Source organism: Streptomyces achromogenes (assembly GCF_030816715.1).
GTDB lineage: Bacteria > Actinomycetota > Actinomycetes > Streptomycetales > Streptomycetaceae > Streptomyces > Streptomyces achromogenes_A.
In genome coordinates this window covers 8509653-8535309 of record NZ_JAUSYH010000001.1, presented here as the reverse complement: position 1 = coordinate 8535309, position 25657 = coordinate 8509653, and the positions used below count along the sequence as shown (strand labels likewise).

General features: G+C 71.6%; 21 protein-coding genes and 2 pseudogenes. 14 read left to right on the top strand and 9 right to left on the bottom strand.

The annotated features are described in order from the left end of the window. Window positions 1–3: 3 nt before the first annotated feature. The 6 genes from QF032_RS37490 to QF032_RS37465 all read right to left on the bottom strand — a co-directional run bounded on the left by QF032_RS37490 (window position 4) and on the right by QF032_RS37465 (window position 5380). Entirely contained in the window at window positions 4–552 is a 549-nt protein-coding gene (locus QF032_RS37490; RefSeq protein WP_307048952.1) for a hypothetical protein, read from the bottom strand. A 503-nt stretch (window positions 553–1055) separates the two neighbouring features. Beyond that, window positions 1056–1367 (bottom strand): L-rhamnose mutarotase, encoded by a 312-nt coding sequence (locus tag QF032_RS37485; protein WP_307048950.1) that lies wholly within the window; start codon window positions 1365–1367, stop codon window positions 1056–1058. After that, window positions 1364–2428: an aldo/keto reductase gene (locus tag QF032_RS37480; RefSeq protein ID WP_307059575.1), complete on the bottom strand. Its 1065-nt coding sequence runs from the start codon at window positions 2426–2428 to the stop codon at window positions 1364–1366. Before QF032_RS37480 ends, QF032_RS37485 begins: the two co-directional genes overlap by 4 nt. After that, the gene (locus QF032_RS37475; RefSeq protein ID WP_307048946.1) at window positions 2425–3183 is read right to left on the bottom strand and encodes an SDR family NAD(P)-dependent oxidoreductase; all 759 of its coding nucleotides are present in this window, start codon (window positions 3181–3183) and stop codon (window positions 2425–2427) included. Before QF032_RS37475 ends, QF032_RS37480 begins: the two co-directional genes overlap by 4 nt. Continuing rightward, window positions 3180–4517, bottom strand: coding sequence for an L-fuconate dehydratase (locus QF032_RS37470; RefSeq protein ID WP_306945913.1), 1338 nt, complete (start codon window positions 4515–4517; stop codon window positions 3180–3182). The genes QF032_RS37475 and QF032_RS37470 overlap by 4 nt, the downstream gene beginning before the upstream one ends. Before the next feature lie 11 nt (window positions 4518–4528). Beyond that, complete coding sequence (locus tag QF032_RS37465; RefSeq protein WP_307059573.1) at window positions 4529–5380, bottom strand: fumarylacetoacetate hydrolase family protein; 852 nt, start codon at window positions 5378–5380, stop codon at window positions 4529–4531. Between the two features lie 861 nt (window positions 5381–6241). Between QF032_RS37465 and QF032_RS37460 the strand changes: the two genes are divergently transcribed. From QF032_RS37460 to QF032_RS37420, 9 genes and pseudogenes are all read left to right on the top strand, one after another. Then, window positions 6242–7291: a sugar ABC transporter substrate-binding protein gene (locus QF032_RS37460; RefSeq protein ID WP_307048942.1), complete on the top strand. Its 1050-nt coding sequence runs from the start codon at window positions 6242–6244 to the stop codon at window positions 7289–7291. Between the two features lie 123 nt (window positions 7292–7414). Continuing rightward, a complete protein-coding gene (locus QF032_RS37455; protein WP_307059571.1) occupies window positions 7415–9016 on the top strand; it encodes a sugar ABC transporter ATP-binding protein in 1602 nt (533 codons plus the stop codon). Between the two features lie 2 nt (window positions 9017–9018). Beyond that, a complete protein-coding gene (locus QF032_RS37450; protein WP_306945921.1) occupies window positions 9019–10062 on the top strand; it encodes an ABC transporter permease in 1044 nt (347 codons plus the stop codon). 87 nt (window positions 10063–10149) lie between these two features. Next, window positions 10150–10824, top strand: a pseudogene (locus tag QF032_RS37445) (FadR/GntR family transcriptional regulator); the annotation flags it as partial. Between the two features lie 797 nt (window positions 10825–11621). Continuing rightward, window positions 11622–12761 (top strand): LacI family DNA-binding transcriptional regulator, encoded by a 1140-nt coding sequence (locus QF032_RS37440; RefSeq protein WP_307059569.1) that lies wholly within the window; start codon window positions 11622–11624, stop codon window positions 12759–12761. A 393-nt stretch (window positions 12762–13154) separates the two neighbouring features. Beyond that, entirely contained in the window at window positions 13155–14540 is a 1386-nt protein-coding gene (locus tag QF032_RS37435) for an ABC transporter substrate-binding protein (protein WP_307059567.1), read from the top strand. A gap of 72 nt (window positions 14541–14612) precedes the next feature. Then, window positions 14613–15554, top strand: a complete 942-nt coding sequence (locus QF032_RS37430; RefSeq protein ID WP_307059565.1) for a carbohydrate ABC transporter permease — start codon at window positions 14613–14615, stop codon at window positions 15552–15554. Further along, window positions 15551–16489, top strand: coding sequence for a carbohydrate ABC transporter permease (locus QF032_RS37425; RefSeq protein WP_307048935.1), 939 nt, complete (start codon window positions 15551–15553; stop codon window positions 16487–16489). Before QF032_RS37430 ends, QF032_RS37425 begins: the two co-directional genes overlap by 4 nt. A gap of 46 nt (window positions 16490–16535) precedes the next feature. Then, window positions 16536–18725: a beta-galactosidase gene (locus QF032_RS37420; RefSeq protein ID WP_307059563.1), complete on the top strand. Its 2190-nt coding sequence runs from the start codon at window positions 16536–16538 to the stop codon at window positions 18723–18725. A gap of 110 nt (window positions 18726–18835) precedes the next feature. On the opposite strand, the pseudogene QF032_RS40780 reads toward QF032_RS37420, so the two are convergent. Beyond that, window positions 18836–19096 (bottom strand): annotated as a pseudogene (locus tag QF032_RS40780) (hypothetical protein); the annotation flags it as partial. 90 nt (window positions 19097–19186) lie between these two features. Beyond that, window positions 19187–19525, bottom strand: a complete 339-nt coding sequence (locus tag QF032_RS37415; RefSeq protein WP_306945924.1) for a winged helix-turn-helix transcriptional regulator — start codon at window positions 19523–19525, stop codon at window positions 19187–19189. A gap of 96 nt (window positions 19526–19621) precedes the next feature. Here QF032_RS37415 and QF032_RS37410 point away from each other — a divergent pair, with 96 nt between their 5' ends. From QF032_RS37410 to QF032_RS37400, 3 genes are read left to right on the top strand one after another with little or no spacing between them, the layout of a single operon-like run. Next, on the top strand, window positions 19622–20551 hold the full coding sequence (locus QF032_RS37410; protein WP_307048931.1) for an NAD(P)-dependent oxidoreductase: 930 nt from the start codon (window positions 19622–19624) through the stop codon (window positions 20549–20551). 57 nt (window positions 20552–20608) lie between these two features. Further along, window positions 20609–21817, top strand: coding sequence for a T4 RnlA family RNA ligase (locus QF032_RS37405; RefSeq protein ID WP_307048929.1), 1209 nt, complete (start codon window positions 20609–20611; stop codon window positions 21815–21817). A gap of 2 nt (window positions 21818–21819) precedes the next feature. Then, a complete protein-coding gene (locus QF032_RS37400) occupies window positions 21820–22734 on the top strand; it encodes a phosphatase domain-containing protein (protein WP_307048926.1) in 915 nt (304 codons plus the stop codon). 147 nt (window positions 22735–22881) lie between these two features. Here QF032_RS37400 and QF032_RS37395 read toward each other — a convergent pair whose 3' ends face one another. Continuing rightward, window positions 22882–23649, bottom strand: a complete 768-nt coding sequence (locus QF032_RS37395; RefSeq protein WP_307048924.1) for an NPP1 family protein — start codon at window positions 23647–23649, stop codon at window positions 22882–22884. A 366-nt stretch (window positions 23650–24015) separates the two neighbouring features. Between QF032_RS37395 and QF032_RS37390 the strand changes: the two genes are divergently transcribed. Beyond that, window positions 24016–24807: a hypothetical protein gene (locus QF032_RS37390; protein WP_307059561.1), complete on the top strand. Its 792-nt coding sequence runs from the start codon at window positions 24016–24018 to the stop codon at window positions 24805–24807. Then, on the top strand, window positions 24738–25550 hold the full coding sequence (locus QF032_RS37385) for a DUF1775 domain-containing protein (RefSeq protein WP_307059558.1): 813 nt from the start codon (window positions 24738–24740) through the stop codon (window positions 25548–25550). Before QF032_RS37390 ends, QF032_RS37385 begins: the two co-directional genes overlap by 70 nt. Window positions 25551–25657: the final 107 nt, after the last annotated feature.

Here is a 25657-nt window from a genome sequence, read left to right as displayed (position 1 = left end):
GTGTCAGTCCGGTACGACAACGTCCACCGACTGATCGTCGGCGGCGGGCAGGCCGGAGACCGGGGCCCTCACGGCCTGTTCCCACAACTCCAGCCCCACGAGGAGCAGTTCACGCACGGCCGAGGTCTCCTCGTGCGTCCAGGCCCCGTCGCCGGCGGCCGGCTCGAGGGCTTCGCCGCCGAAGATCTTCTCGTAGGCGCGGTCCTGGAGCGGTCCCCGGGAGGGCAGGGGCGGGACGTCGTCCAGGCTCTGGGCGAGGTCGTCGAAGAAGTTCCAGGCCTCCAGCAGCAGTCCCGCCGAGACCTGCCCGGGTTCGGGGTGTTCCACCCACCGGCGTACGACGGCGAGGTCGAGCGTGCCCTCGCCCTCCCGGACGAGGTCCCAGCCGTTGCGGTCGCAGTGGTTTCGGAGGGTGTCGAGGTCGTGGAACGCGAGGAGCCTTCCCCGGTCGTCGACGGCGAGCGCGTCGGGGTCGTCGCCCTCGCCGGGCCGCCAGATCAGGGTCACTTCCCCTTCCGTGGTGGCGATGCGGTACGGATAACAGTCGGCCATGCGGGACCTCCCGAGGTGCCTCAGTGCCGTGGCGTGCGGTGGCCACGGGGATCATCCTGCCCTGCCCGGTCGCCGCGTGGTGACCGGGACAGCAGGCGGAACCGGCGCAGCGCGCCGGTGACGACTCCACGGACGACGGGGTGTGTTCAGGACAGCGGGGCAGCTCTCCGCCGGGTGTGCCCTCGTTCTCGGAGGACAGCGACTCCTTGATCGCGCGGAGCAGGGATCGCCGCTCGACCAGTTGCGCTCCCGGTTCCTCCGCCAGGGGCTCTGGGTGTGGGCCGAAGCCGGACGCGGGAACGGGCAGGCCGAGCACCGCGAACGCCTCGTCGACGTGCTTGCGCGGATCACCGGTGCCGCGCAGCACCGCGGTGAGCGCACGATGATCGGCTGTGCCCTACGCGGTCGCCAGGGCGGTCGCCCTGGCCCGGAATCGGCTGCTGCCGGGCCGGCCCTCGCACGCGCGGTGGTCGTCCGTGCTGCCGGTCGGCACTCCCCTCAGGTCACAGCTGCCACACCACCGGCAGCGAGGCGTCCGCACCGTCCGCGGAGTAGTCGTGGGCGACGTCGAGCAGACCGGCCATCCGCGCCTGCCACGCGATGTTGACAGGCAGCTTCTCGAGTTCGGCGATCATCGCCGGGTAGTCCGCGACGTCCAGCAGGTGGAACAGGTCGGTGCCGCTGCGCCAGATGGTCCACTCGCTCACCCCCGCCGCGCGGATGGCGGCGGTCAGCTCCTCGGGCACCTCCCGGTGTGCGGCCTCGTACTCCTCCACGCGGTCGGCACGGACCTTGGTGTGCAGGGCGACCCTCATGACAGCTCCTTCGACGGCGTGACTCCCCCGACCGGGGCGGGGTGTCCGGCGGGTGCGGTCCGCCCGCTCGGCGTGGCCGAGGGGACGGGGGTGTCCGGGTCGAGCAAACCCTCGGCGCGCAGCTCGTCCCACAGGGCGTCCGGGATCGGGCGTCGCAGCTGGTCCACGGTGTCGTGCACCTCCTGCGGCGACCGCGCCCCGGTCAGGACGCTCGCCACCGCGGGATGACCGAACGGGAAGTGCAGCGCGGTGGCCCGCAGGGGCACGCCGTGGCGTTCGGAGACCTCCAGCAGCCGCAGCGCCCGGTCGAGCACCGGCCGGGGGGCCGGTGCGTAGTCGTAGGTGGCGCCGGGTCGGGGCGCGGTGAGCAGACCGGAGTTGAACACCCCGCCGACGACCACGGCACGGCCGCGGGCGGCCGCCTCCGGAAGCAGTTCGGCGAGCCCGTCCTGGTCCAGCAGCGTGTAACGGCCGGCCAGCAGGACCACGTCGATGTCGGTCTCCCGCACGAACCGGGCGGGCAGCGCCGACTGGTTCATCCCCACTCCGATCGCGCCGACCACGCCTTCGGCGCGCAGCCGCTCCAGTGCCGGGTAGGCCTCGCGCAGCGCCTGCTCGGCGTGGTCGTCCGGGTCGTGCAGCAGGGCCACGTCGACGCGGTCGACGCCGAGACGTCCGAGGCTCGCCTCCAGGGAGCGCAGCACACCGTCGGCGCTGAAGTCCCACACGCGGCGGTGGGTGGCCGAGACGGCGAAGCCGTGAGCGAGGTCGTCCTCGGCGTCCCCCTGCGGATGCGGGACGAGCAGCCGGCCCACCTTGGTGGAGAGGGTGTAGGCGTCCCGGGGGCGGTCGCGCAGCGCGGCGCCGAGCCGTCGTTCGGACAGGCCGAGGCCGTAGTGGGGGGCGGTGTCGAACGTGCGGATGCCGGCGTCCCAGGCGGCGTCCACCGTGGCCCGGGCGGCGTCTTCGGAGACCGGCCGATAGAGGTTGCCGAGGGCTGCGCAGCCCAGCGCCAGCTCCGAGACCGTCACCGTGCCGGCGCCCGGCCGCGTAATCCTCACGACGGGTCCGCCGGGCGCATCCGGAGCCCCTGCATGCCGCCGTCCACCGCGAGCGAGGTGCCGGTGACGGATGCCGCGGCGGGACTCGCCAGGTAGACGATGGCGGCGGCGACCTCGTCCGCTGTGACCAGGCGTCCCATGGGCTGGCGGGCGTTGAGGGCGGCGCGTTCGCTCTCGGGGTCGTCGGCGGCGTCGAGGAGCCGGGAGACCCACGGCGTGTCGGCGGTGCCCGGATTCACGCAGTTGACGCGGATGCCCTCGCGGACGTGGTCGGCGGCCATGGCGAGAGTGAGCGAGAGGACCGCGCCCTTGCTGGCGCAGTACAGGGCGCGCTGCGGAAGGCCCGCGGTGGCGCCGATGGAGCAGGTGTTGACGACCGCCGCGTGAGCGGAGCGACGCAGATGCGGCAGGGCGGCGCGGGTGACGCGCACGATGCCGAGGACGTTGACGTCCAGGACCCGGTGCCAGTCGTCGTCCGGGTTGTCCTCGATGGTGCCCACCGCGCCGATCCCCGCGTTGTTCACCAGGATGTCCAGGCCGCCGAGCCGCTCGGCGGCCTGGTGCACGGCGGTGCGCACCGAGGCGTCGTGTGTGACGTCGGCCCGCAGGCCGAGCAGCGGTCCGCCGACGCCGTCCGGGTCGAGGTCGAGGACGGCGACCGCCGCGCCCCGCGACGCCAGCGTGCGGGCGGTCGCGAGGCCGATGCCGGACGCGCCTCCGGTGACGATCGCCCTGAGCCCTGACAGATCGGTCATGCCGTGCCTCCCTGGGCAGCGCGATCGGCGGCCCAGAAGGCGCCGTCCGGGTAGTGGTAGGCGGCGACGGACTCCTCCCGCATGGTGGCGGAGAACCCGGGCGCGAGCGGCGCACGGTAGCGGCCGTCGCGCATGATCACAGGCGCGGTGAAGTGCTCGTGGAGGTGGTCGACGAACTCGATGACGCGGTTCTCGGTCGTGCCGGACAGCGTCAGGTAGTCGAACATCGACAGGTGCTGCACCAGCTCGCACAGGCCCACCCCGCCGGCGTGCGGGCAGACCGGGACCCCGAACTTGGCGGCGAGCAGCAGGATCGCGAGGTTCTCGTTGACGCCGCCGACCCGGGCCGCGTCGATCTGGAGGACGTCGATGGCGCCGGCCTGGAGGAGTTGTTTGAAGACGATGCGGTTCTGCACGTGCTCGCCGGTGGCGACCTTCACGGGCGCGACCGCACGCCGTACGGTGGCGTGGCCGAGGACGTCGTCCGGGCTGGTGGGCTCCTCGATCCAGTACGGGTCGAACTCGGCGAGCGCGTTGGTCCATTCGATCGCCTCGTCCACGTTCCATCGCTGGTTGGCGTCGATGGCGATGCGGATCCCGTTGCCGACGGCGGCGCGGGCGGTGCGCAGGCGGCGGATGTCGTCGTCCAGATCCGCGCCGACCTTCAGCTTGATCTGGGTGAAGCCGTCGGCGACGGCCTGCTTGGCCAGCCGGGTGAGCTTGTCGTCGGAGTAGCCGAGCCAGCCCGGGGAGGTGGTGTAGCCCGGGTAGCCGTTCTCGAGGAGGATCGCCTCACGTTCCGCGATGCCGGTGCGGCCCTCGCGCAGCAGTCTCAGGGCGTCCTCGGGGGTGAGGGCGTCCGCGATGTAGCGGAAGTCGACCTGGGAGACCAGCCATTCGGGGTCGGCGTGGGCGAGCAGCTGCCACAGCGGCTTGTCCTCGCGTTTGGCGGCGAGGTCCCACACGGCGTTGAGCACGGCGCCGATCGCCATGTGCATCACGCCCTTCTCGGGGCCGAGCCAGCGCAGTTGGCTGTCGCCGATCAGGTCGCGGCTGAGCGAGCCCGGATCGGCGCACAGTTCCCGGACGGACCGCCCGACCAGGTGGGGTCTCAGCGCCCCGATCGCGGCGACCTGGACATCGTTGCCACGTCCGATGGTGAAGGTGAAGCCGTGGCCCTCGTGTCCGTCACCGGCGTCGGTGCGCAGGACGACATAAGCGGCGGAGTAGTCGGGATCCGGGTTCATCGCGTCGGAGCCGTCCAGCTCCCGCGAGGTGGGGAAGCGGACGTCGTAGGTGTCGACCGCGGTGATCCGGGCGGAGGTTGCAGTCACGGTGCTGCCTTTCACGCTTGGGCGAAGGTCTGGCGCTGGCTGCCGAGACCGTCGATGGCGAGCTCGACGGTGTCGCCGGGGCGCAGGAAGGGAGTGCCGGGGAGCCCCAGAGCCACACCCGCGGGCGTACCGGTGTTGATCACGTCACCCGGTTCCAGGACCATGTACTGGCTCAGGTAGGACACGAGGTGGTCGACCGCGAAGATCATGTCGCCGGTGTGGCCCCGCTGCCGCTTCACACCGTTGACGCTCAGGTGCAGGGCGAGGTTCTGCGGATCGCCCGCCTCGTCGGCGGTGACCAGCCAGGGGCCGAGCGGGTTGAAGGTCTCGCAGGACTTGCCGAGGTCCCACTGGGAGGAGTACTCGAGCTGGAACTCGCGCTCGGAGACGTCGTGGCTGACCGCGTATCCCGCGATCACGGCCCGCGCAGCCCGGGGGCCGTCGAGATAGCGGGCCCGTCGTCCGATGACGACGGCGAGTTCGACCTCCCAGTCGGTCTTCACCGAGCCGCGGGGGATCAGCACCTCGTCGTACGGGCCGACGACCGTGCCCGGGTCCTTCATGAAGACCACCGGGCGCGGGGGGATCGCCGCGCCGGTCTCGGCGGCGTGGTCGCGGTAGTTCAGTCCGACGCAGACGATCTTGCCGGGGCGGGCGACGGGAGCGCCGACGCGCAGGCCTGCCGGGTCGAGCCCGGGCAGTTCCCCCGCCGTGACGGCCGCGCGGGCCCGGTCGACTCCGCCCGAGGCCAGGAAGGCGCCGTCGATGTCCGGCGTCACGGACGACAGATCGAGCAGCCGGCCGTCGTCGGTGCGGACGGCGGGGCGCTCCTGTCCGGGGGCGCCGACTCGAAGCAGTTTCACTGGGGCAACTCCTCTGCCATGCGGGTTTCGTCTGAGGGCGGCCGGCCGTGGGACGGGGCCGGTGGGGTCGTCCGGGCGTGGACTGTTCCGCGGCGCTCACTCATCCGCGCACACAGTCATCGGATGTATGGCGGCAGAGTGACCATAGATGCGGAATCCGCAGCTGACAATGGATTCCTCGGATGTATTTCCGCGGGCTTGTCGGCCCGGCCCCTTCCGGGCCCTTTCCTCCATGGTCGTGCCTGACGTGAGGGGGGCCACACGACTCGCCCTCCGATGAATCCCGCGCCGCGCGGTCGACGATCCGCCTCGATGAGGGCGGGATGAGTGGACATGTCACTGATTGATCCGAAGAAGGACCCCGGCTCCCGGGCGGCCGGCTCCGCCCCGCCCCCGCCCTCCCGGTGACGCCGTTGCCGAATCGTGAGCCCGCGGCAACCCGTCGCCAGAGACCCGCCCTTCCTTGAAATCGCAGGTCGGGAGGTACAGCGACCGGCAATCCCGGGAGCCGGAGCAGCGCCTGGACGGCTCACGGCACGATGTGCCGCAAATCGTCGACCGCGGACTCTTGTCAATCTCGGCAACGCCGTCGTAACGTCCTGGTCGTCCGAGATACATCGGAGGAATGGTTCGCATCGTCCCGGTGCGCCGTTCGGGCCGCACCCGTGTGGCCGCCCGCTGCCAACACCTCGGTCACCGGCTGACCCTCGATTCCCTTCTCCTCGGGCACGATCCGCGCATTCGGCACCAGGATCGGCACCTGCCCGGCCGGCGCCTCCGCCCCTCCCGACAGGCGGGTACGCCTCCCCTCCCACCGTCGCCCTGCGGCCCCGCGCCCCTGGCTTAGGAGAGAACACGGCCATGAAGCTCGCTCACACCCGTTCCACCGCCGCAGCCGTCACCGCCGTCGTCGCGGTCCTGGCCCTCGCCACCGCGTGCAACCGCGAGAGCACCGGCTCGACGGCCTCGGGCGGTGACAAGCCCGCCCTCGGCATCGACCTGCCGCGCTCCGACTCCGACTTCTGGAACTCCTACGCGCAGTACGTCAAGGGCGACATCAAGTCGGACGGCCTCAACGCCCTGCCGCTGAGCAACTCGCAGAACGACGTCACCAAGCTGGTCGCCAACGTCCAGGTGTTCCAGAACACCGGCGCGAAGGCCATCGTCATGGCCCCCCAGGACACCGGCGCCATCGCGTCGACCCTCGACACCCTCGCGTCCAAGAAGATCCCCGTGGTCAGCGTGGACACCAGACCCGACAAGGGCGACGTCTACATGGTCGTCCGCGCGGACAACCGCGCGTACGGCACCAAGGCCTGCGAGTTCCTCGGCAAGCAGCTGGGCGGCACCGGCAAGGTCGCCGAACTCCAGGGAGCCCTGGACTCGATCAACGGGCGCGACCGCTCCGAGGCCTTCGCGGAGTGCATGAAGACGAAGTTCCCGAAGATCAAGGTGTTCGAGCTGCCCACCGACTGGAAGGGCGACGTGGCCTCCGCCAAGCTGCAGAGCCTGCTCGCCCAGCACCCCGACCTGAACGGCGTGTACATGCAGGCCGGCGGTGTCTTCCTGCAGCCGACCCTGGCCCTGCTGGAGCAGAAGGGCCTGCTCAAGCCCGCCGGCCAGAAGGGCCACATCTCCATCGTCTCCAACGACGGCATCCCGCAGGAGTTCGACGCGATCCGCAAGGGCCAGATCGACGCCACCGTCTCCCAGCCCGCGGACCTCTACGCCAAGTACGCGCTGTACTACGCCGAGGCCGCGGCCGAGGGCAAGACCTTCAAGCCGGGTGCCACCGACCACGACTCCACGATCATCAAGATCCCCAACGGCCTCGAGGACCAGCTGCCGGCGCCGCTGGTCACCAAGGAGAACGTGGACGACAAGACCCTGTGGGGCAACAACGTCGGCTGACGGCCGGCAGTCGCAGCACACCGCGCCGGCGGGGACGGACCACGCCCGACGCCCGCCCCCGCCGGCCCGGGTACACACCCGCCCCCCGGTCCCAGCCCCCGTAAACGAAGGACGGTATCCACCATGGCGGACACCGCGACCGCCCCTGCGGCCGGCCCCGGCACCCCGGCCCCGGTGGCCGAGGCGGCCGGCATCAGCAAACGATTCGGCGCGACCGTCGCGCTGCGCGACGCCCGTATCGCCGTGGCTCCGGGCGAGTCGCACGCCCTGGTCGGGCGCAACGGCGCGGGCAAGTCGACGCTCGTGTCCATCCTCACCGGGCTCCAGCAGCCCGACACCGGCAGCCTGCGATTCTCCGGCGAGCCCGCTCCCGCCGTCGGCGACATCGACGCCTGGCGCTCCCGGGTCGCGTGCGTCTACCAGCGTTCCACGATCATCGGTGAGCTGACCGTCGCGGAGAATCTCTTCCTGAACCGGCAGAGCGGCGGCGCGGTCCGGCCCATTCGCTGGAAGCAGTTGCGCCGGCGCGCCGGAGAACTGCTCGGCGAGTACGGCGTGGCCGTCGACCCCACCGCGCGGGCCAGGGACCTCACCGTCGAGCAGCGACAGTTCGTCGAGATCGCCCGGGCCCTGTCCTTCGGTGCGCGCTTCATCATCCTCGACGAGCCGACGGCCAAGCTCGACGCCCGCGGCATCGAGCGGCTGTTCGACAAGCTCCGGGACCTCCAGCGCCAGGGCGTCGCGTTCCTGTTCATCTCGCACCACCTGCAAGAGGTGTACGACCTCTGCACCACGGTCACCGTCTACCGCGACGCGGCCCACATCCTCACCTCGCCCGTCGCGGAGCTCGGGCACCAGGCCCTGGTGGAGGCCATGACCGGCGAGTCGGCCGGTGTGGCGACCGCCGCGGGCCGGCCCCGGGCCGCACGGGCGAACGCCACGGAAGTCCTGGCGCTCGACGCACTGACGCTGCCCGGCGCCTGCGAGGACATCTCCCTCGCGGTGCGTTCCGGCGAGGTCGTCGGGCTCGCCGGGGCGACCGCCAGCGGAAACGTGCAGGTGGGTGAGGCGATCGCCGGGCTGCACCGGGCCAAGACGGGCCGGATCTCGGTCCGCGGCAGGACCGTGCGCACCGGCAGCGTGCCGTCCGCGCTCGCCGCCGGGGTCGGTTTCGTCCCCGAGGACCGCCATCTCCAGGGACTGGTCGGCAACCGCAGCGTGGCGGAGAACGCGACCCTGACCGTCACCGACCAGCTCGGCCCGTTCGGCACGGTGCTCCCCGCCCGGACCAGGGCGTTCGCCCGGAACATGATCCGCGACCTCGACATCAAGACCCCCGGCGCCGCCACCCCGGTCTCCGCTCTCTCCGGCGGCAACCAGCAGAAGGTCGTCGTCGCGCGCGCCCTGGCCACCGTCCCCGACGTGCTGGTGGCCATCCGGCCCACCAACGGCGTGGACGTCAAGTCCAAGGAGTTCCTGCTCGCCAGGATCCGGCAGGTCGCGGACGACGACAAAGCCGCGCTGATCGTCTCCGACGAACTGGACGACCTCAAGGTCTGTGACCGGGTCGTCGTCATGTTCCACGGGCGGGTCGTCGCCGAGTTCGACCGCGGCTGGAAGGACGAGGACGTCGTCGCCGCCATCGAGGGCGTCTCCGGCGGTACGGCCCACGCCATCGCGTCACCCCTGTCCGCCTCATCCGGCGCAGACGAGCACGGAAGGTAGTCATGTCCGCCACCACAGATCTCACCGAGCCCACCGCGAGCAAGGCCGGGCCGGCCGGCGGCGACACCGTCCGCCGCCGGGTCGACCTCGGACGCTTCCGTGAACTGTCCCTCGTCCCGGCCATCCTCGTCCTGGGCCTGATCGGGTTCATCGTCTCGCCGGCCTTCCTCACCGCCGACAACCTGATCGGTGTGGCCCAGCAGTCCACCGAGCTGAGCCTGCTGGTGCTCGCCACGACGTTCATCCTGATCGCCGGACGGATGGACCTGTCGCTGGAGTCCACCATCGGCGTGGCCCCCGTCATCGCCGTGTGGCTCGTACTGCCCTCCAGCGGCGGCCGGTTCAACGGGCTCGGCCTCCTCCCCGAGTGGACGGCCGTCCCGCTCTGCCTGCTGGTCGGCGCGCTCATCGGGGCCGTCAACGGCTTCCTCATCCTCAAGCTGCGCCTCAACGGGTTCATCGTCACGCTCGGCGCCCTGACCATGCTCCGCGGTCTGCAGGTCGCCCTCTCCGAGGGCCAGTCCATCGTCGAGCTGCCCTCGTCCTTCACCTACCTGGGCAAGGCGTCCTGGCTGGGCATGCCCGCCGCCATCTGGGTGTGCGCGCTGCTCTTCGCCGTCGGGGGCAGCGCACTGGCCTGGCTCCGGCACGGCCGGGCGCTGTACGCGATCGGAGGCAACGCGGAGGCGGCCCGTACCGCGGGCATCCGCGTCGACCGCATCGTGTGGACCGTCCTCATCCTCGGCAGCGTCCTCGCCGCGTTCGCCGGCATCCTCTACAGCGGCCACTACGGCTCCATCTCCGCCACCCAGGGCAGCGGCTGGATCTTCCAGGTCTTCGCCGCGACCGTCATCGGCGGGGTCAGCCTCAACGGCGGCAAGGGCTCCGTGTTCGGCGCCCTCACCGGCGTCCTCACCCTGCAGCTGGTCGTGAACGTCATGACGCTGGCGGGCGTGCCTCCGCTGTGGAACCAGTTCCTCAACGGCGCCATCATCATCGTCGCCCTGATCATCTCCCGCTTCGCCTCCGGCGAGAAGCAGGAGTAACCGCCTCCCACCTGCGGCTCCGCCGGCGCCGTGCCGGGCCCGGCGGAGCCGCCGCACACACACCCCCCAGCACGGAGAGGCACGTTCGTGGCCCTGACGGACGACGCGATCGACAAGATCAAGGCGATGATCGTCGCCGGCGAGCTCGCGCCCGGTTCCCGGCTGCCGAAGGAGGAGATCCTCGCCGAACAGCTCGGACTGTCCCGGAGTTCGCTGCGCGAGGCCGTCCGTGCGCTGGCCGCCATGCGCATCCTGATCACCCGCCAGGGCGACGGCACCTACGTCTCCAGCCTGGAGCCCCATCTCCTGCTGGAGACCCTCTCCTTCGCCGCCGACGTATCCCAGGGCCACGCGGCCCTGCAGTTGCTCCAGGTGCGGCGGCTGCTCGAACCGCAGGCGACCGGGCTTGCCGCCGCGCTGCTGAAGCCGGAGGACCTCGGGGAACTGCGCGACATCCTCGACCGTTCCCGGAGCGTCGCCACCGTGGAGGAGTTCGTCGCCCACGACACGGCCTTCCATCTCAAGATCGTCGAAGCCGTCGGCAACCCCGTGCTGTCGATGCTGCTGCAGGTCGTCTCCACCCGCACGCAGCGCGTCCGCATCGTCCGCGGCAGCCGGACCCGTCATGCCCTGGACCACGCCCATCGGGACCACGAGCAGATCCTCGCCGCGCTCACCTCACGCGATGCCCTGCTCGCCGCCTCCGCCGCGACCGTCCACATCACCGCCGTAGAACAGTGGCTGGCCGCCAGCCTGACCGACACCTCGGACGAGCCGCCGACGCCCGCCCCTTCCGGCTCTTCCCTCCCTTCCGGCTCTTCCGGCTCCTTCGGGTCTTCCGTCCCTTCCGGGTCTTCCTGCTCTTCCTGCTCTTCCGGCCCTGGCGCCGTGCCCGAGGCCGTCCGATCCGCCTCATCTGCGGTCCCTGCCCCGCCCTGTCCCGGCGGCGGCCCGGCCCGCGCCCCGGGCGCCGCGCCCGGTACGGGGGCGCAGGCGGCCCGATCGGTCTCCGGCTCGCACCACGGGCGCACGGGAATCACGCCGACCCGCTGAGAGCTGCCCGGCGACGCCATGGGCACGCGGGCGGCGCTCGCACGGGGGTCCGTGGCGCCGCGAACGCCTCCCGCCGACGAGCCCCTCCCGGCCGCCGATGACGAACGTCCGGCGGGCCGTGCCGCTGGATCCGACGGGCGGCGCCACAGGACCCGGCGGGCCGTGCCGCAGGAGCGTCCGGCGGGTCATGAACCGGGAACGGGGCAGGCGAGCGGCTCGAGGCTCGGCGCGCCGGACTCGCAGCGCGCCACCGCATTCCGGCCACCCGCTTCGGATATGTCTACGCAGTCAGACGGGGGACGTCAAGACATGCGACGAACCCCGCACCCGCCCTTCGCGCAGGACGCCCGGCGGGCCCGTCCCTCGGGTTTCGAGGGCGTCACGAATGTATTCCGGACACTTGACGGCTTCCGTCTGACTGCGTAGACATGGCAGCGCAGTCAGACGGAATCGGCCGGGCAGACGTCCACCGGTGCCGCTGGAACTCACGACGGCCGGGAGACACCATGACGCGAGGGGCAAGACGGGGCGGCAGTTCCGGCGCACCGCGCAGTGTGGACGTGGCCCGGGTCGCGGGCGTCTCGCAGAAGACGGTGTCCCGGGTCTTCAACGACGAGCCGTACGTCTCCGCCGATGTGCGCCGACGCGTCCTCGAGGCCGCCGACGAACTCGGCTACCGGCTGAACAACGCCGCCCGGGCACTCGCCTCCGGCCGCACCCGTTCGATCGGCGTCGTGACACTGGGAACCGCCCTGTACGGCCCCGCCTCGCTGATCATGGGCGTGGAGCGCGCCGTTCGGGACACGGGCTACGCCCTGCGCGTGGTCAACACCATGGAGGGCGACCCCGCGGGCGTCGCCCCCGCCGTCCATTCACTCCTCGACCAGGGCGTGGACGGCATCGTCATCTCCGAGCCGATCGACGACGGGCGGGACGGAGATCTCGCGGCCCGCCTCGACGTGGACGTACCCGTCCTCGTCCTCGGCGCGCCGCCGTTCTCGACGCCGAGGTCGCTGGTGGCCGGTGTCGACGCCGACGTCATGGCGCGGACGGCGACCGAATACCTGCTGGACCTGGGGCATGTGACGGTCCATCACCTGGCGGGGCCGCAGCGGTGGTTCGCCGCCCGCGACCGTGCCCAGGGCTGGCGTTCCGCACTGGTCGGGAACGGCAGGGCGGTGCCGCCCGTCATCGAAGGCGACTGGTCGGCGGCCTCCGGTTACGCGGCCGGCCGCCGGCTGGCTTCCGACGCCGGCGTGACAGCGGTGTTCACCGCCAACGACGACATGGCCATCGGCCTCATCCGGGCCCTGACCGAGGCCGGCCGACGCGTGCCGGAGGACGTCAGCGTGGTCGGCTTCGACGACATCCCCGTCGCGGCCTACGTGACTCCTCCGCTCACCACGATCCGGCAGCCGTTCGACGTCGTGGCGCAGGAGGGGATCAAACGCCTCGTGCACATCATCGAGAACCCGCAGGCGGACCCCTTGCCGGCGAGCGAGCCGCCGGTCGACCTCATCCTCCGCGCCTCGACCGGGCCGCCTCCCACCCGGCCACCCCGGGATCGTGGCCGCCGCATCGCCCACCGTCCGGACGGGGGCGGCCCCGCCCCGCCCGCGCAGGCGACCGCCCCCGCCCAGAACTGACCGGGGCGCGCGGCCCGGGCGACAGCCTCCGCCTCCGGGCGCCCGATCGCAGGGCCCGGGCCGCGCGCAGGTCACCGCGCCGGCCGTGCCCTGCCGACGCCCCCGCAGGCCGCGGAAACCCTGCGGCGGCGAGGGCGCCCCTCCCTTCCTCACCCCGCGGCCGGGCAACGGACCCGCCGCAGCACCTCTCCCTCCCTCCTCTCCCTCCCCCGGCCACCGGATTCCCGCCGCAGCGGCGGCAGGCCCGCCGGGTGAGGCCTTGAGGACGTATTCCCGGCCCCGTCGGACCCGTGTCCCGGCCGTCACGTCCGACCCCTGTCCCTCCCTCGTCACCCCTTGTTCCGCATGCCCTCGTCCGGCGTGCCCTTCCTCAGCCATCGGCGGGAGTTCACCATGTACAGACTCCGCTCCACCCCCAGCCCGTCCCAGATGAGCCGTCGGCTTTTCCTCACCGCCGCGGGTGCGGTGTCGCTGGGCGCCGCCCTCACCGCCTGCGGCGACAGCGGCGGCGGCTCCTCCGCATCCGCCGAGCCGGTGAGCCAGGCCGACATCGACAAGGCGATGAAGACGCCGACCGAGCTGACGTTCTGGACGTGGGTCCCGGACGTCGCCAAGGAGGTCGCCCTCTTCGAGAAGAAGTACCCGGCGATCAAGGTCAAGGTCGTCAACGCCGGTCAGGGCACCCCGCAGTACACCAAGCTGCGCACGGCGCTGAAGGCCGGCAGCGGCGCCCCCGACATGGTCCAGATCGAGTACCAGGCGATCCCCACCTTCACGATCACCAACAGCCTGCTGGACCTGCGGCCCTACGGCGCCGCCGCCCTGAAGGACACCTTCGTCGACTGGACCTGGGGGCAGGTCAGCGGCACGAACGGCGAGGTGTGGGCGATCCCGCAGGACACCGGCCCAATGGGCATGCTCTACCGGCAGGACATCTTCGACAAGCACGGCATCGAAGTCCCCACCACCTGGGACGAGTTCGCCGCGGCGGCGCGCAAACTCCACAAGGACGACCCCGACGTCTACCTCACCAACCTCGCCGCCAACCAGGTCGCCGCCTGGCACGGTCTGCTGTGGCAGGCGGGCGCCAAGCCGTACGTCACCTCCGGCAAGAGCGACATCACCATCAGCGTCGACGACGCCGTCTCGCAGAAGCTCGGCACGTACTGGGGCGGCCTGGCGAAGGAAGGTGTCATCGGCGTCGAACCCGACTTCACCGACTCCTGGTACGCCGCGCTCAACAAGGGCAAGTACGCCACCTGGATCACCGCGGCCTGGGGCCCCGTATTCCTCTCCGGCTCCGCCAAGGCCACCGCGGGCAAGTGGCGAGCGGCCCCGCTGCCGCAGTGGGACGCCTCGAAGCCGAGTTCGGGCAACTGGGGCGGCTCGACCACCGCGGTCATCCGGTCCACCAAGAACCCGATCGCGGCCGCGCAGTTCGCACAGTTCCTCAACAGCGACCCGGCCAGCGCGAAGATGTTCGCCACCGAGCAGTTCTTCTTCCCCGCGACCAAGGCCCTGCTCACCGACGCCTCGTTCGTGGGCGACGCGCCGGCCTTCTACGGCGGGCAGAAGGTCAACCAGATCTTCGCCGACATCAGCTCCACGGTCAGCTCCTCCTTCCAGTGGCCGCCGTTCCTCGACCAGGCGGCCACCGACTGGACCGAGACCGTCGGCAAGTCGCTGGCCGACGGCACCGACACCGCCCGCGCGCTCGGGACCTGGCAGTCGAGGCTCACCACCTACGCCAAGAAGCAGGGCTTCACCGTCAACTCCTGACGGCCCGCCGGGTCCCGCCCCACGGGCGGGACCCGCCCCCCACCAGTCATCCCTCCTCAGAAAGGGCCGATGATGACCGCCACAACCACGGCCTCTCCCAAGGGCCGGCGCCGGGACGGGCCGGCACGGCCCGGGCGCGGCGGTGCGAGCCGGCGACGGTCGGCAGGGCCGCTGTTCGTCGCACCGTTCATGGTGCTGTTCCTGCTGCTCTACCTCGCGCCGCTCGGCTATGCCGCCTACCTCAGCCTCTTCCAGGAGCGTCTGATCGGCGGCACGGCGTTCGTCGGCCTCGACAACTACACCCAGGCCCTCACCGATCCGCAGTTCCTCCACGGCGTCGGCCGCGTGGCGCTGTTCTTCGTGATCCAGGTGCCTCTCATGCTGCTGCTGGCGCTGCTGTTCGCGCTCGCCCTCGACAGCGGCCTGCTGCGGCTCGCCCGGGTGATCCGGCTGGGCATCTTCGTCCCGTACGCCGTGCCGAGCGTGGTGGCCTCGCTCATGTGGGGCTATCTGTACGGCCCGGACTTCGGCCCGTTCGCCCGGATCGCCCGGAAGGTCAGCCTGCCCGTCCCCGACTTCCTCAGCGACGGCTGGATGCTCGGCAGCCTGGCCAACATCGTGACCTGGGAGTTCGTCGGCTACAACATGATCATCCTGTACGCCGCGCTGCGCACGATCCCCACCGAGCTGTACGAGGCCGCGTCCATGGACGGCGCCGGCGCCTGGCGCATCGCCTGGTCGATCAAGATTCCCGCCCTGCGCCCGGCGCTCCTGCTCACCCTGCTGTTCTCCGTGATCGGCAGCTTCCAGCTGTTCAACGAGCCCAAGCTGCTCATGAACATCGCCCCCGACGTCATCACGAGCTCCTACACCGCCAACCTCTACGCGTACACGCTCGCTTTCACCGGCCAGCAGGTCAACTACGCGGCCACGGTCTCCTTCCTCCTCGGCCTCGTCATCGTGATCGCCTCCTACGCCGTCCTGCTCACCGCGAACCGCAGGAGGACACCGTGACCGCCCTCACCCCCGAGGCCACCGTCGCACCGGCCGTCGAGCCCACCGCCGACGAGCAGGGCCGCAAGCGGCATCGGCAGTCGGCCCGCCGCCGCAGCACCCCGCTGACCATCGCGATGCTGGCCGCCCTCGCCTACTTCCTCCTCCCGCTGCTCTGGCTGCTGATCGCCTCGACCAAGAGCACGCAGGACCTGTTCAACAGCTTCGGCCTGTGGTTCTCGCACGCTCCGCAGCTGCTGACGAACATCGAGGACACCTTCACCCAGGACGACGGCGTCTTCGTTCGCTGGCTGCTCAACACGGTCGTGTACGCGGGCGTCAGCGCCGTCGGTGCCGCACTCCTCGCCGCCGCCGGCGGGTACGGCTTCTCCAAGTTCCGCTTCCGCGGCGACCGCACCGCCTTCAGCCTGGTGCTCGGGGCCGTCATGGTGCCGACCACCGCCCTGGCGATCCCGACCTACCTGCTCTTCGCGAAGGCGGGCCTGGTCAACACCCCGTGGGCGATCATCCTGCCCTCCCTCGTCAACCCGTTCGGCCTCTACCTGATGCGCGTGTACGCCGAGGACGCCGTCCCCGACAGCATCCTGGAGGCCGCCCGGATCGACGGCGCCGGCGAGGCCCGGATCTTCTTCCGCATCGTCCTGCGGCTGCTGAGCCCCGGCCTGGTGACCGTCCTGCTGTTCACGCTGGTCGCGACCTGGAACAACTACTTCCTGCCGCTGATCATGCTGAACGACCCTGATCTGTACCCGGTCACCGTGGGCCTCTCCTCGTGGGCGGCCCAGGCGCAGAACGGCGGAGCGGGCGCCAGCAGCGACATGTTCGCGCTGGTCGTGACCGGTTCCCTCATCTCGATCGTCCCGCTCGTCGTGGCGTTCCTGATGCTGCAGCGGTACTGGCAGAGCGGACTGGCCTCCGGCGGCGTCAAGCAGTGACGCGCACCACCCGTACCTCTCCCCGTCTTCTCGGAGGTTTCCCCTCATGGCGGCTCTGCCTGCCCGTGTCCTCTTCGGCGCCGCGTACTACCACGAGTACACGCCCGCCTACGATCCCCAACTGCGGCCCGACGAACGGCTGAAGACCGACCTGGACCTGATGGCCGAGGCGAACTTCACGGTGATCCGGGTGGGCGAGTCGGTCTGGTCGACCTGGGAGCCGGAGAACGGACGCTTCGACCTCGACTGGCTCCAGCCGGTCCTCGACGGCGCCCACGAGCGCGGCATCTCCGTCGTCCTCGGCACGCCGACCTACGCCGCGCCGCTGTGGCTGGCCCGCCAGTACCCGGAGATCGCCGGCGAGCGGCGCACCGGCGAGCGCATCGGGTTCGGCGCCCGCCAGGAGGTCGACTTCACCCACCCGGCGTTCCGCTTCCACGCCGAACGGGTCATCCGGAAGATCGCCGCCCGCTACGCCGGCCACCCCGCGGTCATCGGGTGGCAGGTGGACAACGAGCCGGGGCTGCACCTCCTCCACAACCACGGCGTCTTCCAGCGTTTCGTCGACCACCTGCGCACCACGTACGCAGACGTGGAGACCCTCAACCGCGAGTGGGGCCTGGTCTACTGGTCGCACCGACTGTCCACCTGGGCGGACCTGTGGACGCCCGACGGCAACGAGCAGCCCCAGTACGACGTCGCGTGGCGCGCGTTCCAGGCCCGTCAGGTCACCGACTTCATCGGCTGGCAGGCCGACCTCGTCCGGGAGTACGCGCAACCGGGGCAGTTCGTCACCACCTGCATCTCCTACACCCGTCAGGGGGTGGACGACGACGAGATGAGCGACCGTCTCGACATCGCCTCCGGCAACCCGTACTACGACATGCAGGACGGCCTGCTGCTGCCCGATCCGACACCGGACACGCACGAGCAGATCTGGAAGACCACCGGCGTGTGGGCGATGTACCAGACGGCCGACTGGATGTTCTCCTCCCGCCAGGCGCCGTTCCTGGTCACCGAGACCAACGCGAACTCCATCGGCTTCCCCTGGGACAACCGCCCCGGCTACGACGGCCAGTGGCGTCAGACCGCGTGGGCGCACGTCGCCCGCGGCGCCCGGATGATCGAGTACTGGCAGTGGCAGACGCTGCGCTTCGGCGCGGAGACCTACTGGGGCGGCGTCCTCCCGCACAGCGGACAGCCGGGCCGCACGTACGCCGAAGTGACCCGTCTGGGAGCGGAGTTCGACAAGGCCGGACCGCTCGTCGCCGGTCTCGAACCGGACTGCGACATCGCCATGGTCTACTCGATGCCGAGCAAGTGGCTGATGCAGAAGTACCCGCCGCTGTCGAATCCGGACGGCGCGCCGGACCCCGCCTCCTACCACCGTGTCTTCGACCCGTTCTACCGCGGCGCCTTCGAGGCGGGCCGTCAGGTGCGGATCGTCCACGCGCGGCAGTTGCACGACCCCAGCGGGCAGCGGGAGGGGATGACACCCGAGGACGCCGTGCGGCGCCATCCGGTGCTCGTCGCGCCCGCCCTGTACGTCGTCGACGACGCCACGGTCGACTGGCTCGCGGCCTACGCCCACGCGGGCGGTCACCTCGTACTCGGCCCGCGCACCGGCTACGCCGACCAGGAGGCCCGCGCCCGCCTCGAAGCGGCCCCCGGACGCCTCACGGAGGCGGCGGGCGTCCACTACGACGAGTTCAGCAACCTCCTGCACGACGTGCCGGTCCGCGGCGTACCCGGCGGCACGCTCGACGTGCCCTCCGACGCGACGGCGACCCACTGGGCCGAAGGGCTCACCGTCACCGACGCCGAGGTCCTGGCCTCCTACGAGCACCCGCACTTCGGACGCTGGCCGGCCGTCACCACCCGCCGGCACGGTGCGGGCCGGGTGACCTGCGTGGGCACGGTTCCCGGCCGTGGTCTCGCCCGGAGCCTGGCCGCCTGGCTGGCTCCGGCCCCCCGCAGCGGGTGGCAGGGGCTCCCCGCCTCCGTGACCGCGACGACCGGCGTCTCGCCCGACGGACGCCGCGTGCACATCGTGCACAACTGGAGCTGGGAGCCCACGAGCGTGGACGCTCCGGCCGACCTGACCGACGTCCTCGACGACCGGCCCGCGCCGGCGGGCGCCGCGCTGCGCCTGGGCCCGTGGGACGTGCGCGTGCTCGTCTCCGACACCGCCGGCCCTGCCTCCGGCGCGGGCGCCGGCACCGGCCCGGACAACTGAACCGGTATCCCTCCCTGACCACCCAGAAGAAGGAACCATGCAGAGAAGAAGCCTGGGAAAAACGCTGGGAGCCTTCGCCGCCGCGTCCGCGCTGCTGGCCGTGCCCGCGTTCACCGCGCAGGCGTACAACCCGACGGGCGGCACCCTCTAACGTCCTCCGAGTGCTCGGCCAGCCAGCGGCCGACGGGGTCCCGGGCGGCCTCCCGGACGCAGGCGTGCACCCGCCTGCCGTCCAGGGGTGTCCGCGTGGCCCCGAGGAACTCGGGACGGTCCAGCTTCACCGACACGACGCCCGTGACGCCCTCCCGGATCCCGTCGGCGCCGGCGTTGGCGGCGGCCGCCGTCAGCAGCCCCGTTTCGAGCCCGTACGCCCTGACCGCGGTCGCCGGCCCCTCCCCCTGGACGAGCGGCTGCGACCGGTGTCTTCACCACGGAGAACGGTCCGGCTTCTCCTCCGGCCCTCAGGGGGTCGTCCGTTCGCGGCCCCAGTCGGCCAGCGGTCGGAGTGCGTCGTTGAGGCGTCTGCCGTCCTCGGTCAGTGAGTACTCGACGCGGGGCGGCACCTCGTCGTAGGAGACACGGTGCACGACACCGTCCGTTTCCATCTCACGCAGGTGGGAGGCCAGCACCTTCTCGGTGACCCCCGGAAGCAGGCGACGTAGCTCGCCGAAGCGACGGTGCGGGTGCTCGTGGAGCGCCCAGAGGATCAGCACCTTCCACTTGCCGCCGATCACCTCCATCGCGGTGTCGATCCCGCAGACGTGTCCCTCCGGTGTGCCCGGCCGGTTCAGCGTCGTCATGCCCCACCCTTCCGACGTGCTCGCTCACCTCGGGGTAACCACCCACTGTCAAGTACGTACTTGATCGTCTCCGGTTCTGCGACCAGCCTGATCGGCATGGCACAGAACACCGTGGAGAAGACTCCCGTCACGATACTGGGGCTCGGCGCGATGGGCACCGCGCTGGCTCGCACCTGGCTCACCGCCGGTCACCCGCTCACCGTCTGGAACCGCACCCCGGCCCGCACCGGGGCGTTCGCCACCGAGGGTGCGAGCGTCGCGGACACCGCGGCGGCGGCGGTCGCGGCGAACACCCTGGTCGTCGTCTGTCTGCTGGACGACGCCTCCGTCGACGAGGCGTTGGCCGGCGCCGACCTGGCCGGCCGGGATCTGGTCAACCTGACCACCAGCACCCCCGCCCAGGCCCGCGCACGCGCGCAGTGGGCCCGCGAACGTGGGGCCCGCTACCTGGACGGCGGAATCATGGCCGTCCCTCCGATGATCGGCGTCCCCGAAGCCGGCGGCTACGTCTTCTACAGCGGCTCGCGCGCACTGTTCGAGCGATACCGGGAGACCCTGGCGGTCCCCGTCGGCACCGCGTACGTCGGCGAGGACGCGGGCTTCGCGGCCCTGCACGACGTGGCCCTGCTCAGTGCCATGTACGGGATGTTCGCCGGCGCCGCGCACGCGTTCGCTCTGATCCGCAAGGAGGACGTCGACCCCGCGGCGCTCGCCCCGCTGCTCTCCGACTGGCTCGTGGCGATGGCCCCGGCCGTCCACCAGACCGCCGAGCAGTTGCGGAGCGGCGACTACACGAAGGGCGTCGTCTCGAACCTCGCCATGCAGGTGGCCGGCACGCCGACCTTCCTGAGCACGGCCGAACAGCAGGGCGTCAGCCCTGAACTGCTCACTCCCTACTTCGAGTTGATGCGCCGCCGTCTGGCCGAGGGTGACGGCGAGGAGGATCTGACGGGCGTGATCGATCTGCTGGTGCGCCGACCAGCGGCGGCGGTGGGCCTGCCCCGCGCCGTGTCCGAAGCCAAATGACTGTTCAGCGGCGCTCTCCTCGCGTGACAATCAGGGATCACCAAGGGGAGGAACACCATGAGCCAGGTCAACCTGACTCTTCATGAGCTGCTGCCGCCGCAGGAGTTGACGGCCGCGCTCGACGCGGGGCACGTCACGCGCAAGCCGCACCCGGAACTGCCGCTGTCCATCTACACGTACACACGGGTGTGCCAGTACGAACGGGTGTGGAACCGGGTGACGACCCGCTGCCGCGGCCTGGTCGCCGACGACGTCACCGGTGAGATCGTGGCGCTGCCGCTGCCCAAGTTCTTCAACGTGGGTGAGCACGAGGCCCGTCAGCCCTACGCGCCCGAGCTGCCGGACGAGCCGTTCGAGGTGTACGAGAAGGTCGACGGCAGTCTGGCGGTGGTCTTCCACTACGCCGGCCGGTGGCGGGTCGCGTCCAAGGGCTCGTTCATCAGCACCCAGGCGACATGGGCGCAGCGGCTGCTCGACGGGAAGGACACCTCCGGTCTGGTCCCCGGGGTGACCTACCTGGCCGAGATCCTGTACCCGCAGAACCGGATCGTCGTCGACTACGGCGAGCGACGTGACCTCGTGCTGCTGGCCGCGTTCGCCAAGGACGGCACGGAAGTCGCCCTGGCCGAGGCCGCGACGCACTGGGGTGACATCGGTTCGGTCGTCACCGTGTGGCCCGCCATGCCGCTCGACGAACTGCTGGCCCTGGCCGACGGCAACCGGCTCCCCGGCGGCCGGGCGGCCACCGGCACCGAGGCCGAGGGGTTCGTGCTGCGCTTCGCCTCCGGTGTCCGGGCCAAGGCCAAGCTGTCCGAGTACGTCCGGCTCCACAAGGTGCTCACCGGTGTGACCGAACGGGACGTCTGGCGCGGTCACGGCATCCAGCGGTTCGCGGGGCTGCCCGCCAAGCAGGTGGCCCAGGCGCTCGGCTGTTCGGCCGAGGACGTCACCGCGTCCGGTGGCCGGCCGCTGGACGCGCTGCTCGAGCAGGTGCCCGACGAGTTCGACGCCTGGGTGCGCGGTGTCATCGCGGGAATCGAGAAGCAGGTGGCCGACCGCGAGCAGGCGATCGACGAGGCGTTCCGGTCCCTCGCCCCGCTCGCCGGCGACCGGGGGGCCTTCGCCCGCGCAGCGGGCGCACTGCCCGACGCGGCGCTGCGCCCGGCGATGTTCCTGCGCCTGGACGGGCGCCCGACGGAGCTTGTGACGTACCGTTCCACCCGGCCGGAGGCGTCCGACCCGTTCAAGACCGACGAGGAGAACTGACCGTGCCCGTAGTACACGTCATGACGGGGCTTCCGGCCTCGGGGAAGACGACCGCCGCGCGCAGGATGCAGGCGGAGTCCGAGGGCCGGATGCGTCGTGTCAACCTCGACGATCTGCGGACGATGCTCGACGTCCCGGCGCCCGAGCGCGGCCGGTCGCACGCGCATGAGCAGACCGTGCTGGAGATCCAGGACGCGGCGGTGCGCGCGGCCGTCGACGGCGGTTTCGACGTCGTGGTCGACAACACGCACATGACGCCGCACATACCGAAGCGGCTGAAGGCAGCCGTGGCGGGACAGGCCACCTTCGTCGTGCACGACTTCACCGACGTGCCGGTGGAGGAGTGCATCCGGCGCGACGCCGAGCGGGAGCGCGTGGTCGGCGAGGAGATCATCCGGCTCCTCGCCCACAAGCACGGCGTGGCCAAGCGGGGCGGCTGGCGGCTCACCGCGGAGTGGCTCAACGACGAGCCGTCCGTCGAGCCGTACATCGCGGACCCGGCTCTCCCCTCGGCCGTCATGTGCGACATCGACGGCACGCTCGCCCTGCGGGGCGCCCGGGGCCCGTTCGACTTCACTCGCTGCGGGGAAGACCTGCTCAACGTGTCGGTGCGCGATGCGCTGCGCTCCTTCCGGGGCGCCGACGGCGATGTCGTCGTCCTGCTCTCGGGACGCGGTGAGGAGCACCGCGAGCGGACGGAGGCGTGGCTGCGGGCGCACGAGGTTCCGTACGACGAGCTGTGGATGCGTGCCGCGGGTGACGGCCGCCGCGACGACGTGGTGAAGGCGGAGCTGTTCGACCGGCATGTGCGTCACCGCTTCGCGGTGCGGGTCTCCCTCGACGACCGTGATCGCGTCGTCGCGGTGTGGCGCCGGATGGGCCTGCCGACCTGGCAGGTCAACTACGGCAGCTTCTGACCGCCGGCGGGCGCGGTCGTCGCATCGCGACGTCCGTCCCGGATCAGCCGCCCCGGTGCGCGGGGGCGGCTGATCGTCGTGACGGCGGGGCCGGGCCGGTGGGCCGGGCCGCCGCGAGGAGTTCGCAGGGTCCGCGCCTGGTGGGTGTCAGGCGTACGGGGCGAAGGGGATCCCGGACGGCTTGGCCTTGTTGAGCGTGTCGTTGAACTTGGAGTCCTGGAGGGGGAGGTTGGCGTCCCCCCAGTCGGAGCCGTTCAGGGTGTTGCGCAGGTTGGGCGCCAGGTTGTCCCAGGTGAGCAGGTTCTCCTGGTGCCAGGCGCCGGTGTCGTTCTCGGCCGTCTCGCCCCACTGGGCGAAGCGGAAGGCGTGGGTGCTGGCGCCGTCCTTGTGGTAGACGGCCATGACGCGCTGACCGCTCATCGGGACGTCGGCGATGGGATGGGTGCTGAACCCGCCGTGCCGGGAGGCGGACAGGTACGACGGTGTGTTCGCGCCCTCGGGGACCCAGACGACCATGCACTCCCAGTCGTGGCGGTGGCCGATGCCGGGCGACGCCTCGTCCTTCTCGAAGTAGCTGGCGTAGATGATCCCGCACCAGCCGTTGTTGCACTTGGCCCGCGAGTAGGTGTTGGCATGGTCGAGGTGACCGCCGCGGCACTGGCCCGTGATGGAGCCGGTCGGCTTCAGGCCGCCGTTGAGGTTGCCTGCCGGGTCGATGGCGGCGGCCGGGTAGCACGAGTCCGTGTCGTAGTCGTACACGGGCTCGAAATACGTCTGGAGCGCGGTGGCGTTCTCGGGGAGGTTCTGCAGCACGCCTGCGGAGGCGCTGCCCGACAGGGTGACGGTGAGCGCGAGGGCGCTGCCCGCGACGGACGTGGTTCTGACGAGCCGGGAGGTCCTGCTGGTTCGAGGCATGGGGGGGTCCCATCGGCGGATCGGTGGTCGCGGACATGACATCCGCGGTGTGCAGGAAGAGAGTGACAAGCGGAAGGGGCGGGGGAAGGGCTTTCCACAAAACTCGTGGGGGACTTTCGACGAACTGATCAACGGCGGCCGGACGTTCCGCGGCGGGTTGCCCCGCGCGGTCGTCCCGGCCGCCCGGGCGTCGCTCGCGGTCGCGGCGCCGCCGTCGCCGCGGCCGGGGGCCCCGTTCACGGGACCGCGCACACCGCCCCGCGGATCCCGTCCTGGGTTCCACCCAGGTGAACGGGCCCGCCCGATCCGCCGTATACGACGAGGTGAACGCTCGGAGGATGATGGGCCACCGTGCCGCCTGATCACGTGACCGGAGACCACCGACGCGCCGGAGCAGTTCGGGCCGGCCACGCGGGGACCTGCGCGCGGGCCGGACTGTTCGCCGCGCTCGGCACCCTCCTCGCGGCGTTCGGCCATCACGCGGTCGCCGAAGGCACCGTGCCCTGGCGGCTGGTGGCCGTGCTGACCGTGGCGCAGTTCTCGGCGGTCTGGCCGCTCGCGCGTCGCCATTGCACCCCGGTCGCCACCATCGCCGTCACGTCGGCGACGCAGGGTGTGCTGCATCTCGCGTTGTCCTGCGCGGACGGCGACGCCCCGATGGCCCGGACCCGGCATGCCTCGCACGCCGGGCACATGACCGCCGTCGGTGACGGCCACTCCTGGCACCACGCCGGAGCGGCGATGACCATGGTGCACACGACCGCCGCCGTGGTCGTGGCATGGCTGCTGCATCGGGCGGACAGCCGGATGAGGGTGGTGCTCGGCACACTCCGCACCCTCGCCGGGGCTGCCGCGGCCACGCTGACGCCGATGTGGCCCCGGGCGGTCACCGATCCTGACCGGCCGGCCCCCCGGCTGCCCCGTCGGCGGTCCGGTGTGTTCTTCGAAGCGGCGGCGCAGGCACGGGAGTGGGTGCTGGAGCACGCGGTGGTGCGCAGGGGACCACCAGGGCTGGGACGCCTTCCGGTTCCTCACCGGCCCCGGTCTCCACGGGGCCGCGTCCACCCGTGTCAGCAAGGAGTTCCCCCGTGCCCCTCTCCACCCGTCCGCCGGTGCGTGCCGGCCGTCGTCTCGTCCTCGCCGGCGCCCTCGCGTTGACGGCCACCCTCGCCCTGGCCGCCCCGGCCGCCGCGCACGCGGAGGTCGAGGCCGACAAACCCCAGGCTCTGGCGGAGAACGTCACCCTGAGCTTCGTCTCCGAGGCCGAGTCCGGCTCAGCGGGCTTCACGAACCTGCGCGTCGTCCTGCCCGAGGGAATCGCCCCGGCCGACATCGCCCTCGACGAGGGCCCCAAGGGCTGGAAGCTGACCGCGGCCGCGGACGGTTACACCCTCGCCGGCCCGGCGCTGAGAACCGGTGTCGACGCCGAGTACAAGATCAAGGTCCGGCAGCTGCCGGACGTGAAGGAGCTCGTGTTCAAGACCGTCGAGACCTACAGCGACGGTGAGGTCTCCCGCTGGATCGAGCTGCCCACCGGCGGCAAGGAGCCCGAGCAGCCCGCGCCGGTCCTGAAGCTCAAGGCCGCGGCCCCGGGCGCCAAGCGGGTCGACGCGAGCCCGACGGCGACGCCGAGCCCGACGCCCAGCGCGGCCGCCCCCGCCGCCACGGCCGGCACGCCGGACGCCTCCCCGAAGGCCGACGACATGGCCGGCGACGAGGACGACGGCATGTCCACCAGCGCCCTCGTCGCCGTGATCGTGCTCGCCCTGCTCGTACTCGGCGGCGGAGCCTGGTGGCTGGCCAAGCGCGGCTCCTCCGGCTCCTCGGATCCCTCCGGCCCCTCCGGCCCGTCCGGCTCATCGGACTCCTCCGGTTCCTCCGGTTCCTTTGGCGGGAGCTGACCGGCATCGTCGGCGGCGGGGTGGAGCGGTGACCGCCTCACGTCGCCGCCCACTGTGTGACCAACCGAGGCGGCACGCCACGCGGACGGCCACCGAGTCTTCGCTCG